Origin of the sequence: Serratia sp. 1D1416 (assembly GCF_003641105.1) — a bacterium.
GTDB classification, from domain to species: Bacteria; Pseudomonadota; Gammaproteobacteria; order Enterobacterales; family Enterobacteriaceae; genus Serratia; species Serratia ficaria.
In genome coordinates this window covers 1,529,320-1,548,320 of sequence record NZ_CP032738.1, presented here as the reverse complement: position 1 = coordinate 1,548,320, position 19,001 = coordinate 1,529,320, and the positions used below count along the sequence as shown (strand labels likewise).

At 59.3% G+C, this 19,001-nt stretch carries 18 protein-coding genes; 12 read left to right on the top strand and 6 right to left on the bottom strand.

Features of this window, described 5'->3' with window-relative positions:
- Nucleotides 1–300 precede the first annotated feature (300 nt).
- The gene (locus D7I37_RS07385) at nucleotides 301–1,020 is read right to left on the bottom strand and encodes a DUF3053 domain-containing protein (protein WP_129543500.1); all 720 of its coding nucleotides are present in this window, start codon (nucleotides 1,018–1,020) and stop codon (nucleotides 301–303) included.
- A 151-nt stretch (nucleotides 1,021–1,171) separates the two neighbouring features.
- Between D7I37_RS07385 and D7I37_RS07380 the strand changes: the two genes are divergently transcribed.
- Together D7I37_RS07380 and D7I37_RS27270 are read left to right on the top strand one after the other, a co-directional pair.
- On the top strand, nucleotides 1,172–2,038 hold the full coding sequence (locus tag D7I37_RS07380; RefSeq protein ID WP_242502874.1) for a Fic family protein: 867 nt from the start codon (nucleotides 1,172–1,174) through the stop codon (nucleotides 2,036–2,038).
- A gap of 1 nt (nucleotide 2,039) precedes the next feature.
- A complete protein-coding gene (locus tag D7I37_RS27270) occupies nucleotides 2,040–2,222 on the top strand; it encodes a Fic family protein (RefSeq protein WP_242502872.1) in 183 nt (60 codons plus the stop codon).
- Nucleotides 2,223–2,260: 38 nt separating this feature from the next.
- Here the strand turns inward: D7I37_RS27270 and glyS are convergent, their stop codons facing one another.
- Complete coding sequence (glyS, locus tag D7I37_RS07375; protein ID WP_061797854.1) at nucleotides 2,261–4,330, bottom strand: glycine--tRNA ligase subunit beta; 2,070 nt, start codon at nucleotides 4,328–4,330, stop codon at nucleotides 2,261–2,263.
- Nucleotides 4,331–4,339: 9 nt separating this feature from the next.
- Entirely contained in the window at nucleotides 4,340–5,254 is a 915-nt protein-coding gene (glyQ, locus tag D7I37_RS07370; RefSeq protein WP_044554320.1) for a glycine--tRNA ligase subunit alpha, read from the bottom strand.
- A gap of 260 nt (nucleotides 5,255–5,514) precedes the next feature.
- Between glyQ and D7I37_RS07365 the strand changes: the two genes are divergently transcribed.
- Complete coding sequence (locus tag D7I37_RS07365; protein ID WP_061797963.1) at nucleotides 5,515–6,855, top strand: MFS transporter; 1,341 nt, start codon at nucleotides 5,515–5,517, stop codon at nucleotides 6,853–6,855.
- Nucleotides 6,856–7,112: 257 nt separating this feature from the next.
- The gene (locus D7I37_RS07360) at nucleotides 7,113–7,775 is read left to right on the top strand and encodes an acyl-homoserine-lactone synthase (RefSeq protein ID WP_061797853.1); all 663 of its coding nucleotides are present in this window, start codon (nucleotides 7,113–7,115) and stop codon (nucleotides 7,773–7,775) included.
- Here the strand turns inward: D7I37_RS07360 and D7I37_RS07355 are convergent.
- Both D7I37_RS07355 and D7I37_RS07350 read right to left on the bottom strand, forming a co-directional pair.
- Complete coding sequence (locus tag D7I37_RS07355) at nucleotides 7,737–8,480, bottom strand: LuxR family transcriptional regulator (RefSeq protein WP_061797852.1); 744 nt, start codon at nucleotides 8,478–8,480, stop codon at nucleotides 7,737–7,739. The two genes, D7I37_RS07360 and D7I37_RS07355, sit on opposite strands and share 39 nt — an antisense overlap.
- Before the next feature lie 626 nt (nucleotides 8,481–9,106).
- Nucleotides 9,107–11,095 carry an autotransporter outer membrane beta-barrel domain-containing protein gene (locus D7I37_RS07350; RefSeq protein WP_061797850.1) on the bottom strand — a complete coding sequence of 663 codons (1,989 nt, stop codon included), beginning with the start codon at nucleotides 11,093–11,095 and terminating at the stop codon, nucleotides 9,107–9,109.
- Nucleotides 11,096–11,292: 197 nt separating this feature from the next.
- On the opposite strand from D7I37_RS07350, the gene D7I37_RS07345 reads away from it, so the two are divergent.
- The 8 genes from D7I37_RS07345 (at nucleotide 11,293) to ghrB (ending at nucleotide 18,719) form a co-directional block, all read left to right on the top strand.
- On the top strand, nucleotides 11,293–11,859 hold the full coding sequence (locus D7I37_RS07345) for a DNA-3-methyladenine glycosylase I (protein WP_061797849.1): 567 nt from the start codon (nucleotides 11,293–11,295) through the stop codon (nucleotides 11,857–11,859).
- The gene (locus D7I37_RS07340; RefSeq protein WP_061797962.1) at nucleotides 11,856–12,308 is read left to right on the top strand and encodes an N-acetyltransferase; all 453 of its coding nucleotides are present in this window, start codon (nucleotides 11,856–11,858) and stop codon (nucleotides 12,306–12,308) included. The genes D7I37_RS07345 and D7I37_RS07340 overlap by 4 nt, the downstream gene beginning before the upstream one ends.
- 247 nt (nucleotides 12,309–12,555) lie before the next feature.
- Entirely contained in the window at nucleotides 12,556–13,218 is a 663-nt protein-coding gene (locus tag D7I37_RS07335; RefSeq protein WP_061797848.1) for an OmpA family lipoprotein, read from the top strand.
- A 131-nt stretch (nucleotides 13,219–13,349) separates the two neighbouring features.
- Complete coding sequence (locus tag D7I37_RS07330; RefSeq protein WP_061797847.1) at nucleotides 13,350–14,366, top strand: LacI family DNA-binding transcriptional regulator; 1,017 nt, start codon at nucleotides 13,350–13,352, stop codon at nucleotides 14,364–14,366.
- Nucleotides 14,367–14,549: 183 nt separating this feature from the next.
- Complete coding sequence (locus D7I37_RS07325; RefSeq protein WP_061797846.1) at nucleotides 14,550–15,302, top strand: sugar phosphate isomerase/epimerase; 753 nt, start codon at nucleotides 14,550–14,552, stop codon at nucleotides 15,300–15,302.
- Nucleotides 15,303–15,307: 5 nt separating this feature from the next.
- Entirely contained in the window at nucleotides 15,308–16,267 is a 960-nt protein-coding gene (locus D7I37_RS07320; protein ID WP_061797961.1) for a sugar kinase, read from the top strand.
- 151 nt (nucleotides 16,268–16,418) lie between these two features.
- Nucleotides 16,419–17,687, top strand: a complete 1,269-nt coding sequence (locus D7I37_RS07315; protein WP_061797844.1) for an MFS transporter — start codon at nucleotides 16,419–16,421, stop codon at nucleotides 17,685–17,687.
- A 54-nt stretch (nucleotides 17,688–17,741) separates the two neighbouring features.
- Entirely contained in the window at nucleotides 17,742–18,719 is a 978-nt protein-coding gene (gene ghrB, locus D7I37_RS07310) for a glyoxylate/hydroxypyruvate reductase GhrB (protein ID WP_129543499.1), read from the top strand.
- A gap of 1 nt (nucleotide 18,720) precedes the next feature.
- On the opposite strand, the gene D7I37_RS26985 is transcribed toward ghrB, so the two are convergent.
- Nucleotides 18,721–18,876: a hypothetical protein gene (locus D7I37_RS26985; RefSeq protein ID WP_157079238.1), complete on the bottom strand. Its 156-nt coding sequence runs from the start codon at nucleotides 18,874–18,876 to the stop codon at nucleotides 18,721–18,723.
- Nucleotides 18,877–19,001 lie beyond the last annotated feature (125 nt).

The window sequence follows — 19,001 nt, the reverse complement described above, 5'->3', positions numbered from 1 at the left end:
ACAATAATGTGACTAATATCTCATTTTTAAATTGCGGGTTTGTTTTTATTTTGTGATAAACATCACAATTTATTTTGCCTGCGCGGGCCGAATCCTGGCCCTGCGGCGATCTTCCCTGTGAGCATTCATCCCGCCGGGAAATAGCGATGCGATGAATGAAAGAAAACTACATGATAAAACGGAATGATTACTCGAAGTGTAGTACAGAAGCGCAGCGCAAGAAGCGAGCAAGCTATTGGAAACGCTGAGGGGAAATAATAAAGGCCGGCAAGCCGGCCTTTAATGCGTAGTGAACAAGGCTTACTGCATCACGCTCTGGATGGTCCGTTGCGCATTCAGCAGATTCTGCTGCTTGGCCACCAGGTTCGACATCATGGTGTTGTACTGCGTCGCCTGTTGGGCGGTGCGGAACTGGACGCCATTGTTGTTGAAGCTCACCTGATTGCCCTGGGTCTGCAGGAAATCGCCCACCTGCACCAGATCCTGCACGAAGCCGGCGGTGGTCGGGATGGCCGGCATCAGCGCATTCGCCGGGCCGGTGACGATTTTGTCATAGGCCTGGTTATAGACCGCTTTCAGGTCATCCGGCTGCTTCAACGCCGCCCGGGCGGTATCCGCCTGCGATTTGGCCGACTGGATCTGCTGGCCGAGCAGGTTCAACGCCCCTACCGATTGCTGCAGCGCGTCGCGCTTGCTCATGTAGTCCTGCGCGGTGCGGATCTGGTTAATCTGATCCAGCGCCGGCGTCAGGCTGGCATCGACCGACTTGGACAACTGCTGGGAAAAGCCGACCAGAATGGCGTAATCCCCGGCATAGTTGCCGAATTTCTGTTTCTGATCTTCGCTCAGCGTGGGTATGCTCGCCCCGCTGCGCATTACCGTGTTCTGTAAGTAATCAATGAATGCCTTGCGTTGTTCCGGCTCTTTATCGCCGCAGGCGGTCAGCTGCATGACCACCAACAATGCCAATACCGGTGCCAACCAACGCGCGAAGCCTCTGCTCTGGATCCCTACCGCCATGTGACATAACTCCTGTTATAAACCTGCTTTTTCATCGGACTCCGTCCCTTTTTCTGCACTCCGTGCGCCTATAAGAATAGATCAACTGACGGCGATCCGATACGCGATTCCGTTTGCGGTGAACATTGTCTGGTTAAAAACGGCGTACTGCGTGTACCACGTACGCATGGTACACTTTTCCAACGTTTATCGTCGGGCCAACTTGCTCATGTCCTCTTATCAACCGCCGTTGACCATCACCCCCTCCATTCTGCATCTGGCGACAGACGTAGGGGCCGCGTTGGCCCGTTTGACGATGCAAGCGGAACAAGAGCACACGTTGCGGCTAAGGCGCATAAACCGCATTCGCACCATTCAGGGCTCGCTGGCTATCGAGGGCAATACGCTGAGCGAAGAGCAAATCACCGCGATTATTGCCGGTAAGCGCATCATTGCACCGCCGCGCGAGGTTCAGGAAGCCATGAATGCCATCCACTGCTATACGAACCTGAGTAATTGGCATCCGGACAGAGAAAACGATTTACTCGGCGCGCACCGCATGCTGATGAGTAGCCTGCTGGCGGACGCCGGTCACTACCGCCAGGGTGGCCTCGGCGTCATGAACGGCACCACCGTCATTCATATGGCTCCCCCGGCAGAACGAGTGCCGCTGCTAGTCCGTCAATTGCTAACCTGGCTACAGACAACCGATCTTCCTGCGCTCATCGCCAGCTGCGTATTTCATTATGAATTCGAATTTATTCATCCGTTTACCGATGGAAACGGCCGTATGGGCCGCTTGTGGCAAACGCTGATCCTGTCCCGCTGGAACCCGCTGTTCGCCAACGTGCCGGTTGAAAGCCTGGTGCACGACAACCAACCCGGCTACTACCAGGCACTAAACTTCAGCACGCTAAAAACCGACTGCGCCCCCTTTGTAGAATTTATGATGGAAATGATTCTGCAGGCGCTTAAGCAGAGCACTGGCCCCCAAGTCACCCCCCCAAGTCGCAGAGCTGCTGGAGGTATTACAAGGTGAGATGGCGCGCGAAGCGATACAGCTTGCGCTGCAGCTGCAGGATAGAAAATCTTTCCGCGAACGCTATCTGAAACCGGCTCTCAATGCAGGATGGGTCGAAATGACCCTGCCGGAAAAACCCAATAGCCGCCTGCAAAAATACCGCCTGACGACTGCCGGCAGCGCGCTGCGCCTGCGGATATAAAAAGGCGCCCAAAGGCGCCTTTTCAGGGTGAACCGCGATTACTGCAGCACGGAGATATCCGCCACCTGCAGGAACAGCTCGCGCAGCTTGCTCAGCAGCGTCAGGCGGTTGACGCGCACCGCGTCGTCTTCGGCCATCACCATGACGTTGTCGAAGAACGCATCCACCGGCTCGCGCAGCGCAGCCAGCTCCACCAGCGCATCCTGATAGTTGCCCGCGGCGAAATACGGCTCCAGCTTATCGCGCAGCACCACCAGATGCGTCGCCAGCTGGATTTCAGCCGCTTCCTTCAGCACCGAGGCGTGTACGCGGTCGTTCAGCGTATCGGTCGACTTGGCCAGAATATTGGAAACGCGCTTGTTGGCAGCGGCCAGCGCCGCCGCTTCGTCCAAGGTGCGGAAGTGGCTGACGGCTTTGACGCGCGCGTCGAAGTCGGCCGGTTTGGTCGGACGGCGCGCCAGCACCGCCTGGATGGTGTCGACCGCATGGCCTTCTTCCTGGTACCAGGCGCGGAAGCGGCCCAGCATGAATTCCACCACCTCGTCGACCACCTTGGCGTTGGTCAGCTTGCTGCCGTACAGGCGCACGGCCTCTTCGGTCAGGGTCTGCAGATCCAGCGGCAGGTTTTTCTCGACGATGATGCGCAGCACGCCGAGCGCGGCGCGACGCAGCGCGAACGGGTCCTTGTCGCCTTTCGGATGCTGCCCGATGCCGAAGATGCCGGCCAGGGTGTCCATCTTGTCGGCGATCGCCAGCGAGCAGGCCACCAGCGACTGCGGCAGCGCATCGCCGGCGAAGCGCGGCTGATATTGCTCGTTCAGCGCGACGGCCACGTCTTCCGCTTCGCCGTCGTGACGCGCGTAGTGCATGCCCATCACGCCCTGGGTGTCGGTGAACTCGAACACCATGTTGGTCATCAGGTCGCACTTCGACAGCAGGCCCGCGCGGGTAGCGTGGTTGACGTCGGCGCCGATCTGGCCGGCAACCCAGCCCGCCAGCGCCTGAATGCGGTCGGTCTTGTCGCGCAGGGTGCCCAGCTGCTGTTGGAACAGCACGGTTTCCAGACGCGGCAGGTTGTCTTCCAGGCGTTTTTTGCGGTCGGTGTTGAAGAAGAACTCGGCGTCGGCCAGGCGCGGACGCACCACCTTCTCGTTACCGGAAATGATTTGCTGCGGATCTTTCGATTCGATGTTGGCGACGAAGATAAAGTTCGGCAGCAGTTTGCCCGCGGCGTCGTACACCGGGAAATACTTCTGGTCGCCCTTCATGGTGTACACCAGCGCTTCCGCCGGCACCGCCAGGAATTTCTCTTCGAACTTCGCGGTCAGCACCACCGGCCATTCCACCAGCGAGGCCACTTCTTCCAGCAGGCTTTCGCTCAGATCGGCCTTGCCGCCAATCTGCTGCGCCGCCAGCTCGGCGTCGCGCTTGATCAGCGCCTTGCGGGCTTCGTAATCGGCGACCACTTTACCGCGCTCCAGCAGGATCTGCGGGTATTGGTCGGCGTTGTCGAGGGTGAACTCGGCTTCGCCCATAAAGCGGTGGCCGCGTACGGTGCGGGCGGACTCGATGCCCAGCACGGTGCCCGGGATCAGTTCCGAACCCAGCAGCAGGGTCACGGTGTGCACCGGGCGCACGAACTGCACCTCGGAATCGCCCCAGCGCATCAGTTTGGGGATCGGCAGCTTGCTCAGCGCAGTGCTGACCATGCCGGCCAGCAGTTGCTGCGCAGACTGGCCCTTGACGTGGGCGCGGTATAACAGCCACTCGCCCTTGTCGGTCACCAGGCGCTCGGCCTGATCGACGGTAATGCCGCAGCCGCGCGCCCAACCTTCGGCCGCTTTGCTCGGTTTGCCTTCGGCGTCGAACGCCTGGGCGATCGCCGGGCCGCGTTTTTCAACTTCGCGATCGGCCTGCGCCGCGCTCAGGTTGGCCACTTTCAGCGCCAGACGGCGCGGAGCGGCGAACCAGCTCACTTCGCCGTGTTCGAGGTTGGCGTTATCCAGCTCGGCGGTAAAATTGGCGGCAAAGGATTCCGCCAGTGAACGAAGAGCCTTCGGCGGCAGCTCTTCCGTGCCGATTTCCACCAGGAAAGTCTGTTGAGTCATGGCTGCCTCTTAGTTCTCGTTCTTTTTGCACATCGGGAAGCCCAGCGCTTCGCGGGAAGCGTAGTAGGCCTCGGCAACGGCTTTGGTCAGCGTGCGGATGCGCAGAATATAGCGCTGGCGCTCGGTCACCGAGATCGCCTTGCGCGCATCCAGCAGGTTGAAGGTGTGTCCCGCCTTCAGAATGCGTTCGTAGGCCGGCAGCGGCAGCGGTTTTTCCAGCGCCAGCAGCGACTGGGCCTCTTTCTCGTACTGCTCGAAGCAGGAGAACAGGAAATCCACGTCGGCGTATTCGAAGTTGTAGGTGGACTGCTCCACTTCGTTCTGATGGAACACGTCGCCGTAGGTGGTGACGCCCAGCGGGCCATCGCTCCACACCAGATCGTAAACGCTGTCCACGCCCTGGATGTACATCGCCAGGCGCTCCAGACCGTAGGTGATCTCGCCGGTCACCGGCTTGCACTCCAGGCCGCCGACCTGCTGGAAGTAGGTGAACTGCGTCACTTCCATGCCGTTCAGCCACACTTCCCAACCCAGGCCCCAGGCGCCGAGCGTCGGGTTTTCCCAGTTGTCTTCAACGAAGCGGATGTCGTGAATGGTCGGATCCAGACCCAGCTCTTTCAGCGAGCCCAGGTACAGTTCCTGAATGTTGTCCGGCGATGGCTTAATCACCACCTGGAACTGGTAGTAGTGTTGCAGACGGTTCGGGTTTTCACCGTAGCGGCCGTCGGTCGGGCGACGGGATGGCTGCACGTAGGCGGTAGCCATCGGCTCCGGGCCCAGTGCGCGCAGGCAGGTCATCGGGTGTGAGGTGCCCGCGCCGACTTCCATGTCCAATGGTTGAACGATGGTGCAGCCCTGGCGCGCCCAATAGTCCTGCAGTGTCAGGATCAGGCCCTGAAAGGTCTTGGTATCAAACTTTTGCATGTTGAATTCGCACGCGATACAAGTGGATTTAGATGGAATGCGCCAGTATACCCGTTGACCGTAAGATATACAGCCTGAATCCGGCAACAAGTGCGAATCGGTCGAGAAGCGTTGAATTTTCATGCACCCTAATGAGGCAACTGCGCCCGCAGAGTGCCCATTTTCCGCCGGGCGGCCGCCGCTCGCCGCCGCCGGCGCAAAAACGCCGCTGGCACCGATCTTGCTGCTTCCTGATATCCAACATGCCAGGAGGTTCGCTGATGACCCACGCCCTGACCGACAGCCGTTATCGTTACCGCATTTTCGCCATGGTGTTCTTTATTGCGCTGATCAATTACGTCGACCGCGGCGCGCTGTCTTTCGCCGCCAACGATATCTCTCGCGAGTTCAACTTCAACAAGGCGCAGCTGGGCGCCGTATTGGGCTATTTCGGCTTCGGCTATCTGTTCGGTTCGCTGTGCGGCGGTTTCCTGGCCGACCGCATCGGCACCAAAAAAGTCTGGCTGCTGGCCGGCGCCCTGTGGTCGCTGCTGGAGATCGCCACCGCCTGGGCCGGTGAGCTCGGGGTGGCGCTGTTCGGCGGCTCGGCGATCATGGGCTTCGCCGCGCTGCGCATCATGTTCGGCTTCGCCGAGGGGCCGGCCTATGCGCTGATGAACAAGACCATCGCCCACTGGGCGCCGCGCAAGGAGCGGGGCTTCGCGCTGGGGATTGGCCTGCTCAGCACCCAGGTCGGTTCGCTGCTGACCGCGCCGCTGGCGGTCGGCCTGCTGCTGCTGACCGACGACTGGCGCAGCATGTTTATCCTGCTGGGGCTGTTCTCGCTGCTCGCCATCCTGCTGTTCGCCCGCTACTTCACCGACGCGCCGCAGCAGCACCCGCAGGTCAACGCCGTCGAACTGGCGGCGATTGGCGCCGATCAGGAAACCGACACCGCGCAAGCGCGCCTGCCGTGGTGGGCGTTCTTCACCAACCGCACGCTGGTGTTCAACGCCCTGGGCTACTTCTCCTTCCTGTACGTGACCTTTGTGCTGGTCACCTGGGGGCCCAAATACCTGCAGGATACCTTTAACTACGACCTGCGTTCGCTGTGGTACGTGGCGATGATCCCCTGGAGCGGCGCCTGCTTCACCGTGTTGCTGGGGGGGCGCATTGCCGACGCCCTGCTGCGGCGCTTCGGCAACCTGCGGCTGGCGCGCAATCTGTTTGCCGCGCTGACGCTGCTGCTGACCGCCACCTGCTTCCTGCTGATCCCGTTCATGCGTTCGCCGACCGAAATCATTCTGCTGATGACCCTGGGCAATGCGCTGAATGCGTTGGTGAATAACGTCTACTGGTCGGTGGTGATCGACGTCACGCCCAAAGCCTCGGTGGGGGCGTACAGCGGCATGACGCTGGCGATCGCGAACATCGCCTCCATTACCGCCCCGATGCTGAGCGGCTGGCTGGCGCAACATCATGGCTACGGCGCGATGTTCTTCGCCACCGCGGTCGTCTCGTTCTGCAGCATGCTGTGCATGACCCTGCTGCAGCCGGAACGGAAAATGGCGGCGCCGCCGGCCAATCCGGGAAGCAACAAGCTGCAGCAAGCGCCGTTCTGAAACGCCGTCCGTACGGCTAATTATTCCCTGCCGGGCCCGGCACGCACCCGGCAGGGAATAATAACCGCGCCGGTGTTGAAAAACCTCCACGCAAGTAAATAGAATGAAAAAAACTATAACTCAGTGTTATATGATGCGTTTATCATGGCCATACCGCCGCCGGCTAAAATTTACTTGCCATAGTGACTCTGTTAGGATAAATAATTGTGGTTGCCTGGCGATTAAAAAATTAAATTCAATTAGGGAAAGTAGTTAAAATGATAGAGATCTTTGACGTAGGCTATAATCTGCTGTCTGATAATAGGTCGAGAGAGTTATTCTCTCTTAGAAAGAAAACGTTTAAAGATCGTCTCGACTGGATCGTAAATTGTGAAAACAACATGGAGTTTGACGCCTACGACGATCGTCACACCACCTATGTTTTCGGCACCTATAAAGACCAGGTCATTTGCAGCTTGCGTTTTATCGAAACCAAGAACCCCAATATGATCACCTGCGGGGAGTTCAACGAATACTTTAATAATATCAGCCTGCCCGAAGGGAATTATGTTGAAGCCAGCCGGTTGTTTATTGATAAAGAACGCGTACGTGCGCTGGAGCTCCGCCGGCAGCCGATCAGTTCGATACTTTTCCTGTCCATGATCAACTATGCCAGAAACTTTGGTTATCAAGGCATTTACGCCATCATCAGCCACCCTATGCTGGTTATTTTCCAACGTTCAGGCTGGCAGATCTCGGTGGTGGAAACCGGGTGCTCCGAGAAAAATCAAAATATTTATCTGGTCTATATGCCGGTAGATGACGACAACCAGCAGCGGCTGATCGCACGCATCGCCCAGCAAACCCCGCTGCCGGACAACGCTGCGGGCTCATGGCCGTTATCATTCCCCGTCGGCGGGAAGCGGGCGGATCAGCTGTAGCTCAACCCCCAGCCTGATGGCATGTTTGGCATTGGTGACGCCCAGCTTTTTGACCGCATTGCCAATGTGATATTTTACTGTGGTAAGTTTTATCCCCAGGATAAGCGCGATTTCCTGGTAGGATTTCCCCACGCTTGCCCAGTAAATAATCTCGTTCTCTCGTTTTGAAAAAAACTCCCGCTGGTTCATTCTTTCAAAATCTGCGGGGGTATTCACGTTCTGATAATTCGCCGTCAGCTCTTCATGCGTGGTAATCAATAACATCTGAATTTTGTCTTTGTTCTTTTCGAGCTGTTCTTCTATATCATCATCGCAATGTTTATCCAGCATAATGGAAAGCACCACCAGATTATGGTTGTGATCGTGCAGCACGAAGGTATATCCATTTATCACATTGTAATTCTTGCCCATATCAAATATTTTCGGCAACTTGAGCCCCGAACCGATCTTCAGATCTTTATCCCAGGTGAACGGAGTTATCCTGTGCGAGGCCGTAATCAGCACCGGATCGATAAATTGATAGTTGTTTTTAATATAAAACTCAAACCATTCCGTTCTGTTTGATATGATAGAAAAATTCGCCGGATTTCTTTTATTCATTATCGCATAAGCGTACTTGATGTTTTTGTATTCGCTTAGCGTTGCTTCCAGATGTTTTTTTATCGAGGCATTAATGTTTTCATCATTGAAAAATAAATTAGACACGCATCAACCCTCTTTAAAATAAAAACCAAAACACAAATAGCCGTCGAAGTATAACATAGAGTTATTCTCGAGCATAACCCTATTAAAATCCCAATAACCTTATATTATTGAGGAATATTAAAATATAAAACATCAATAATTAACGGCGCGCGTTCAGGATGAATAACGGGAATCTTTCATTTATCGGCCAGGATCATAATACAAGAACGGCTGGTGCGGCGCGCATTGGCGACATTAAATTAACACATCATGAACAAAACAATCACAATTGCGCATCATTAAACAAACAATATAAGGCGCGAATTTAAAAAAGAGAGGTGTTGGCGGGCAGCCGACAACGGGCTACGCGCCAGTGACTGCGGCGCCACTGGAGAAAGAAATTGACAGTGAATATTTGGTTATACAATAATAAGTAAAATTTTCCCTGGTGTTGGCCAAGTGGCTACCTGATCCTTAACCGGATCAGTTTTTTTTTGTACCTACTACTACCTTGTTGTTATGCAATAACAATAATGACTTTCCTCCCCCAATGATAGTTGTACTAAAGTACAGTTTTAGCCGTACCTTCGCCCTGAACCGCCCCCCGACGCCCCCACACATCGCCCGACTGCAGGCGGCCGCCGGCCTCAGAAACGCGCGCTGACGCCGACGTTATACATAAACTGTTCGCCGCTGCTCAGACCGCCGGTTTGCGATACCGTGGCGAATGCCGCCACCTGATCGGTCAGCGGCATATTGGCCCCCAGGGTAACGTCTACCCAGTTCTTGTCCTGGCTGGCGCTGTCGCGGGTGAAGGAAGTTTGGGTCGATTTCAAACCGCCGCCGGCGCGGTAGACCTCATCGCCGAACTGATGCTGATAGCTGACTTCGGCATAGGGATTAAACATGCCGAAGCGGGTGTCCAGCCGCCATCCCAACGCGCCAATCTGCGAATGATAGGTCTGATCGTTGAAACGCATGGCGGTGCTGTCATTGCCGTCTTCGCCGTAGCCGGCAACGCGGCTGTAGTCCCAGGCGAACTGCGCCATCGGCCCGGTGGTCAGGAAGTCGGCGATCGGGAAATCATAACCGGCAGTGACGCGCGCGCCCCACTGCTTGCCGTCCGTGCTGCCGGTCTCGGTGCGGGTCAGCGGCCCAAGCTGCACGCTGCGGCGGATATCGTCATAGTCCATCGCCGCATAATGCAGATCGGCGTTCACCCACCCCTGCTCAAAGATCGCCAGCGAAGTAAACGCCGAAAACAGCAAGCCCCGCGCCTTATAGTCATAACGGCTGGAGGGTTGCTGATCGTCGTTGGAACCGGAAATCAGCGCGCCGATCAGCCAACCGTCGGTCAGCTGATAATCCACCCCCACCGTCAAATTATGGGTGGTGGCATTGCCGTCGCCCGCCGCCAGGTTGGCGGAGTAGTCATAATGCTGGCCGGCATAGCCGCCGAATACGCCCAGCGATCCCTGCGGATTATCGCCGTTGCGCAGCTGCTGGAAACGGCTGTCGAGCGTGGCGCGGCTGTCGCGCGCCAACGCCGCCGTCGCCTGGTTCAGCGCCACCACCTGTGCCGGGCCGTCCAGTACCGCCTGAATATAATCGGCGATCAGCAAGTGCGCCTGCGGGCTGGGGTGAAAATGGTCGGAGAACAGGTAGGACTGGGCAGCGTCGAAGCCCGGCATGGCGGAACGGCATACCGCCGAGGAAACGCCGGCCGGGCAGGCCATCCCCGCGGTGTTGGCGAAGCCGAACTGCGCCGGATTGGCGATCGCCTCGCCGAACAGTTTATTGACGTCAACCCGCACGATATTGCCGCCGCCCTGCGCCAGCAGGCGGTCCTCGCTCTGGTTATAGAAATCGGTCAGCTGGGCGGCCTGGGCGCTCAGGCCGTCGTAGGCGGCGATCAGCTGGGCGGCGATCGCCTGCTGCACCTGCGGAACGGCGCTGCCCTGCTTCGCGGCGGCGGCCAGCGCGTCATGGATCGCCCGGGTGCGTGAAGCGTTGTCCGGAGTGGTCAGCGAATTGAGGGTGGCGTAAGCCGCCTGGATCGCGGCGCCCTGCACCGGCGGCAGCGCCTGCTGGATAATCAACTCCATCAGCTGCGGCGTGGAGCCGATATTCGGCACCGTGGGCACGATCACCGTGCCGGCGCCGGCATTCAGCAGGGAATGGACCTGCGCCGCCGCCGCCGCCGCGCTGTTATAAGCGACGCCGGGCGCGGTTGTCGGGTTTAACGCCGCCGCCGCCAGATCGTTGCCGCCGATCCAGTGAACATACAGACCGTCGCCGTCGGCCCGGCCATCGACCCGCTTGAGATAGCTCTGCAGCTGATCCTGAGTGTTGTCGGCCGGGTTCAGCGCAGGCACCGCCACGCCGCCGCCTGCGGCATAGTTGTCGCCGCCGTTGTCCGACGCCAGCAGCGCGGCGCCAATGCGCTGCGCCAACGCCTCGTCGTACAGCAGGTGCCGGTTGCCGTCATAGGTAAACCGGCCGTTGTTGCCGGTGTCGCTCAGGCTATCGCCAAATACGTAAATCCGATCGTAAGCCTGAGCCGGGGTCGTCATATAGCAGAATATTGCCACTGCAAGCGCCGCCGGGCGGGGCATGCGAGTTATTTTTAGAGGCATGAATCGACTCCTGAGAGCCAGCAAATGAAGGAAATCGCGTTTTTATCATTGGCCTGTTTTCACGTCGGCCATCTAGTAAATATTGCCGGCTTTTTCGCCACGTCAAGCCGGGTGATGATAAAACAATCAGAGGCTTGCCAAGTGCGCCGCTTCGGGCGATGATTACTGTAAATAAACACAGCACAGGGATAATCATTATGGCAGATGAACGTTGCGGTTGGGTGACGGCAGATCCGTTGTATCTCGCGTATCACGACAAGGAATGGGGGGCGCCGACCACCGATGCGCGCGAGCTGTTTGAAATGCTGTGTCTCGAAGGGCAGCAGGCCGGCTTATCCTGGATCACCGTGCTGAAAAAACGCGAAAACTATCGCCGCGCCTTCCACGATTTCGACCCGCAACGGGTGGCCGCCATGAACGAACAGGACGTGGAAAGGCTGCTGCAGGACAGCGGCATCATCCGCCACCGCGGCAAAATAGAAGCCATCATCACCAACGCCCGAGCCTATCTGGCGATGGAGGCGGCCGGCGAGGATTTCGTCACCTTCATCTGGCAATTCGTCGGCGGCCAGCCGCAGCTCAATGGCTGGCAGGCGCTGAATCAGGTGCCGGCCAAGACCGAGCTGTCGGACGCCATGTCCAAGGCGCTGAAAAAGCGCGGCTTCAAATTTATCGGTTCCACCATCTGCTACGCCTTCATGCAGGCCAGCGGCCTGGTGAACGATCATCTGACAGGCTGCATCTGCTACCCAAAGCCGCACTGATCCGCCCCTGCGGCCCGGCCGATCTGGAACGGCTGATGGCGCTGTGGCTGCCCAGCACCATCGCCGCGCACCCGTTCGTGGCCGAGGATTACTGGCGGCAAAGCGCCGCGCTGGTGCGGGAAAACTACCTGCCGCGGGCGCAAAGCTGGGCTTATTGTCAGGATGGCGAGATCGTCGGCTTCATCAGCGTGCTGGATGAGCAGTTTATCGGCGCGCTGTTCGTCGATCGCCGGTTTCATGGGCGCGGCGTCGCTGCGGCGCTGATGACGCAGGTGCAACGGCGCTACCGCCGGCTGAGCCTGGAGGTGTACCAGCAGAACCTGCGCGCCTGCGCCTTCTACCACAAGCGGGGTTTCCGGCCGACGCAGCGGCTGTTCAACGAGGAAACCCGGGCCTATACGCTGATCATGAACTGGTCATCGGCCGAAAACGGCGCGCCTTACGGTTAAAAATGGCGCATCCGGCTCGCGGATGCGCGCAATTCAGAATCCACTGCATGGCATTGCCCCGCGTTTTGCCGCATAACGGGTTCCTGCTGCTATGCGCTTATAATTTGTCACGTTTTTCTCCGGAACTGCCGGGGTTAAAACGCGTCATAGTAGCGCGGCGCGGCGGGCGTTTCCGTTGCGCTACCGATTTTTAGCGTCCCCGCCTGGATTGACGCACACAGATTCTGATGCCATTAAGGAAAAAAACATGAAAAAACGCATTGCGATTATTGCCGGCGCGGTGAGCATGGCGCTCACGCTGTCGGCCTGTACCACCAACCCGTACACCGGCGAATCAGAAGCCGGTAAATCCGGCATCGGCGCCGGCCTCGGCGCGGCGCTGGGCGCCGGCGTAGGCGTGCTGTCCTCATCCAAAAAAGACCGCGGCAAAGGCGCGCTGATCGGCGCGGCCGCCGGTGCGGCGCTGGGCGGCGGCGCGGGCTATTACATGGACGTGCAGGAAGCCAAGCTGCGCGACAAGATGAAAGGCACCGGCGTCAGCGTCACTCGCCAGGGTGACAACATCGTGCTGAATATGCCGAACAACGTGACCTTCGACAGCAGCAGCGCCACCCTGAAACCGGCAGGCGCCAACACCCTGACCGGCGTCGCCATGGTGCTGAAGGAATACCCGAAAACGGCGGTTAACGTTGTCGGCTATACCGACAGCACCGGTTCCCGTTCGCTCAACATGAATCTGTCGCAGCAACGCGCCGACGGCGTCGCCAGCGCGCTGATCACCCAGGGCGTGGCGGCGAACCGCATTCGCACCACCGGCGCCGGCCCGGACAATCCGATCGCCTCCAACAGCACGGCGGAAGGCAAGGCGCAGAACCGCCGCGTCGAGATCACCCTCAGCCCGCTGCAGTAATCCCGCGCGGGGCGCTCCGCCCCGCCGTTTCCCTCTTCCCCGCCATTCAACATTCCCGGCTGCGCATCGGGTGTGATAGTCTCCTTGGCAATTAACCGCAGGGGAGATCGGCTGTGAGCAGTGTGAAGGCAATGCGCGCTTCGGGGCGCGCCACCATCAGCGATGTGGCAAAAACCGCCAAAACCGGCAAAACCAGCGTGTCGCGCTATCTGAATGGTGAGCAGCATCTGCTTTCTGACGATCTCAAACGGCGCATCGAGCAGGCGATCCAACAGCTCGATTACCGGCCAAGCCAGATGGCCCGCAGCCTGAAGGGCGGCCAAACGCGCCTGATCGGTCTGATCCTCGCCGACATCACCAACCCCTATTCGGTCGACGTCATGCGCGGCATCGAAGCCGCCTGCCGCCAACACGGCTTTACCCTGCTGGTGTGCAACACCAACAACGAGGTCAATCAGGAACAGCACTACCTGCAGTTGCTCAGCAGCTACCGGGTGGAGGGCATCGTGGTCAACGCGGTCGGCATGCGTGAAGAAGCGCTGTCGACGCTGCAACAGTCGATGCTGCCAATGGTGTTGATCGACCGCAAAATCCCCGATTTCGACTGCGACGTGGTGGGCCTGAACAACCACGAAGCGGCGACCACCGCCACCGAACACCTGCTGCAACAGGGTTTTGAAGCCATTCTGTTCCTCAGCGAACCGATCGGCACGGTCAACACCCGGCTGGAGCGGCTGCACGCCTTCAATCAAACCATGGCGCAGCATGCCGATCTGCTGGCAGAGCGGGCGGAAACCCCGCTGAATGACCAGCAACAGCTGGAACAGGTGCTGAAGCACTTCAACGACGGCCATCGCGGCATGCGCAAGGCGGTGATCTCGGCCAACGGCGCGCTGACGCTGCAGGTGGCGCGCGCCATGCGCCGGCTGGGCATTCAATGGGGCAGCGATATCGGCCTGTTGGGCTTCGACGAGCTGGAATGGGCCGAGCTGGCGGGCGTCGGCATCACCACGCTGAAACAGCCGACCTACCGAATGGGCCATGCGGCGCTGGAACAGCTGGTGCAGCGCATTCAGGGGCTCGATGCGCCGATCGGCGAACGGATGTTCTCCGGCGAACTGATCGTGCGCGGCTCCACCACCCGCTAATCCGCTCTACGGGGCGCGCAGCGCACCCCGCTTTACGCTCCCCTCGCCTCTTTCGCGACTGTTTTTTGCGCAGCTTCGTGATTGCGATCATATTTTTACATTCTGTCGCTTTCGCTTGGAACCGGTTCCATTTAACGTGCTGGTAACAGCATTGGTGGGAACAACGCCACCTCAGGAGCCAAAATGAAAAAAGAAATTATCGTGGTGACCGGCGCATACGGCACCGATACCGTTCAACAGCACGGCGGCCAGGCCGCACTGTTGCCGATCATCGCCGGTGCGGGCGCCGACGGCGTGGAGATCCGCCGCGAACTGTTCGCCCCTCAAGAGCTGGACAGCCTGCCGGCGCTGGCGCTGGAGATTGAGCGCCAACGGCTGTTCGCGGTCTATTCCGCGCCTGAGGCGCTGTTCACCCCAGAACACGCGCTGAATCCCAACCTGCCGGCGCTGCTGGCGGAGGCCCAGGCGCTCAACGCGCGCCAGCTGAAGCTCTCGCTGGGCCACTACCAGCCGGGCTTTGATTTCACCGAGCTGAAGGTGGCGCTGGAGCAACATCCGGTCAAACTGGTGGTGGAAAACGACCAGACCCCGGACTGCGGCATTCTGTCGCTGCTGAACGCCTTCTTCCACGCGGCGGAAGATAACCATCTGCCGGTCAGCATGACCTTCGACATGGCCAACTGGCACTGGGTGGGGCAAGACGCCTTCGCCGCCGCCGACCGCCTGGCGCGCCACGTCAGCTATGTGCACGTCAAAGCCGCCACCCAAGGCCCGCGCGGCTGGCGCGCCATCGCGCTGGACGACACCGACGGCAGCTGGCGTACCCTGCTGGCCCGTCTGCCGCAGGATGCGCCGCGCGGTATCGAATTCCCGCTGCAGGGCGACTCGCTGGAAGCCGTCACCCGCCACTACGTTAACCTTCTGCGCGCGGAGTAAACATGATGACAACGCTGACAACCGCGCGCGACGCGCAATTGGACGTAGTTACGCTCGGTGAAGCCATGGCGATGTTCGTGGCGGCGCAAACCGGCGACCTGGCGGCCGTGGAGAGCTTCACCAAACGCATCGCCGGCGCCGAGCTGAACGTGGCGATCGGCCTGGCGCGCCTGGGGTTGAACGTCGGCTGGGTCAGCCGGGTCGGCAACGACTCGTTTGGCCGCTTTACCCTGCAACAGCTGAAAAAAGAAGGTATCGACTATCAGCAGGTGACGGTGGATGGCCATTACCCGACCGGTTTCCAGGTCAAATCCAAAAACATCGATGGTACCGATCCCAATGTGGAGTACTTCCGCAAAGGCTCCGCGGCCAGCCATCTGTCGACCGCCGATTTTAACCGCGATTACTTCGGTTCCGCGCGCCATCTGCACCTGAGCGGCGTGGCGGCGGCGCTGTCCGGCCAGTCGCTGGAGCTGTGCAACCATGCCGCTCGCGAAATGCGCGCCATGGGCAAAACCATTTCCTTCGACCCCAATCTGCGGCCGGTGCTGTGGTCCAGCCAGCAGGTGATGATCGAACAGCTGAACAAGCTGGCGTTCGCCGCCGACTGGGTGCTGCCGGGGCTGAAAGAGGGGCAGATCCTCACCGGGCAATCGACGCCGGAAGGCATCGCCGATTTCTATCTGGAGCGCGGCGTGCAGGCGGTGATCATCAAAACCGGCCCGGATGGCGCCTGGTTTAAAACCGCCGGCGGCGACAGTGCGGCGGTGGCGGCAATCAAAGTCAGCAACGTGGTGGATACCGTTGGTGCGGGAGACGGTTTCGCCGTCGGGACCCTCAGCGCCCTGCTGGAAGGCAAAACGCTGAAACAGGCGGTGCAACGCGGCAACAAAATCGGCTCGCTGGCGATCCAGGCCATCGGCGACAGCGAAGGGCTGCCGACCCGCGCGGCATTGGCTGAATAAATAAAATAAATACAAACAATTAAACCCAATCTCCAACACGGCCGCGCCTCTAGCCCTACAACTAGACCGCCGGGAGAGCATCTATACCCAACGATTTTCACGTTGCGGCGCGAAAGGCGAAGGGTATGCAACACCACTGAGGAACCCGAACATGAACAAAGCGACTATCGCCGCCAAACGCTGGTGGTACATCATGCCCATCGTGTTTATCACCTACAGCCTGGCCTATCTCGATCGCGCCAACTTCAGCTTTGCCTCGGCTGCCGGCATCAACGACGATTTGGGCATTACCAAGGGCATGTCCTCGCTGCTGGGGGCGCTGTTTTTCCTCGGCTATTTCTTCTTCCAGATCCCCGGCGCCATCTACGCCGAGCGTCGCAGCGTAAAAAAACTGATCTTCTGGTGTCTGATCCTGTGGGGCGGCTGCGCCTCGCTGACCGGCGTAGTGAGCAATATCCCGATGCTGGCCGCCATCCGTTTCATTCTCGGCGTGGTGGAAGCCGCGGTGATGCCGGCGATGCTGATTTACATCAGCAACTGGTTCACCAAGTCGGAACGCTCGCGCGCCAACACCTTCCTGATCCTCGGCAACCCGGTGACGGTGCTGTGGATGTCGGTGGTGTCCGGCTACCTGATCCACGCCTTCGGCTGGCGTGAAATGTTTATCATCGAAGGCATTCCGGCGGTGATCTGGGCCTTCTGCTGGTGGGTACTGGCGAAAGACAAGCCGGCGCAGGCCAAATGGTTGAACGAAGAAGAAAAACTGGCGCTGCAGCGTCAACTGGATGAAGAACAGAAGGGTATCAAAGCGGTACGCAACTACGGCGAAGCCTTCCGCTCGCGCAACGTGATCCTGCTGTGCGCGCAGTATTTCGCCTGGAGCATCGGCGTGTACGGCTTCGTGCTGTGGCTGCCGTCCATCCTGCGCAGCGGCATGCAGATGGGCATGGTGGAAGCCGGCTGGCTGTCGGCGGTGCCTTATCTGGCGGCGACCATCGCCATGGTGCTGGTGTCCTGGGCCTCCGATAAAATGCAAAACCGCAAGCTGTTCGTTTGGCCGCTGCTGCTGATCGGCGCGCTGGCGTTCTTCGGTTCTTACGCCGTCGGCGCCAACCACTTCTGGATCTCCTACGGCCTGCTGGTGGTCGCCGGCGCGGCGATGTACGCCCCGTACGGCCCATTCTTCGCCATCATCCCGGAAATGCTGCCGAAAAACGTCGCCGGCGGCGCGATGGCGCTCATCAACAGCATGGGCGCGCTGGGCTCGTTCTTCGGCTCCTGGTTCGTCGGTTACCTGAACGGCGCCACCGGCAGCCCGGCGGCATCCTATATGTTTATGGCCATCGCGCTGGTGGCGGCGGTGGTGCTGACGCTGGTGGTCAAGCCCGCCCGTAACGAGGTTCAGCCGCAACTGGCTTGATCTGGTTATACTTTATTTATACCTATGTTAAACGTGACCCAATGGATGTTCGTGATGAAGCCTTCTATCGTATTGTACAAAAGCCTTCCCGCCGACCTGCGCGAGCGGCTGGAACAGCACTTCACCGTGCACGCCTTCGACGGGCTGAACCCGCAAAACCGCGACGCGCTGCGCCAGACGCTGCAGCAGGCCGAGGGCATCATCGGCTCCGGCGGTAAAATCGACGAAGCCTTCCTGCAGCAGGCGCCCAAGCTGCGCGCCGCCTCCACCATTTCCGTCGGCTACGACAACTTCGACGTCGCGGCGCTTAACGCCCGCAACGTGCTGCTGATGCACACGCCAACCGTGCTGACCGAGACCGTGGCCGACACCATCATGAGCCTGGTGCTGGCCACCGCGCGCCGCGTAGTGGAAGTGGCCGAGCGGGTGAAAGCCGGCGAATGGCAGGGCAGCATCGGCCCGGATTGGTTTGGCGTCGACGTGCACCATAAAACCATCGGCATCCTGGGCATGGGCCGCATCGGCCTGGCGCTGGCGCAGCGCGCGCACTTCGGTTTCGGCATGCCGGTGCTGTACAACGCCCGCCGCACCCACGCGGAAGCCGAGCAGCGTTTCAACGCCCGTCGTTGCGATCTGGATACCCTGCTGGCCGAGTCCGACTTCATCTGCATTACGCTGCCGTTGACCGACGAGACCTTCCACCTGATCGGCCGTGACCAACTGGCGAAGATGAAAAAGAGCGGCATATTGATCAACGCCGGCCGCGGCCCGGTGGTGGATGAGCAAGCGCTGATCGAAGCCCTGAAAAACGGCACCATTCACGCCGCCGGGCTGGATGTGTTCGAGAAAGAGCCGCTGCCGGCGTCTTCGGCGCTGCTGACGCTGCCGAACGTGGTGGCTCTGCCGCATATCGGCTCCGCCACCCATGAAACGCGCTACGGCATGGCCGCCTGCGCGGTGGATAATCTGATCGCCGCGCTGACCGGCACGGTGAAAGAAAACTGCGTCAACCCGCAGCTGTTGCAGAAATAACCTATCGCGGCCGGTTATCTGCGGATAGCCGGCCGTGGTTTTCTTCCGGCGCCGGATGAAACAACGCCTGCAGCTGATGCTCTTCGGCGAAGTCCCGCAGCTCCGCCTCCTGAATCGCCTGCACTATTTCTTCCCGCCATCCTTTATCCGTCATCATTCGCCTCCTTGATTCGGTTGAACGAATTCAATCTGACCCAGGATGCGGATAAAACCAAGCGGAATCTGTCCGAAAACGCTCCCCCCTCCTCCTCATCCTCTAAAAATTCACGCCGGGATGAGGCC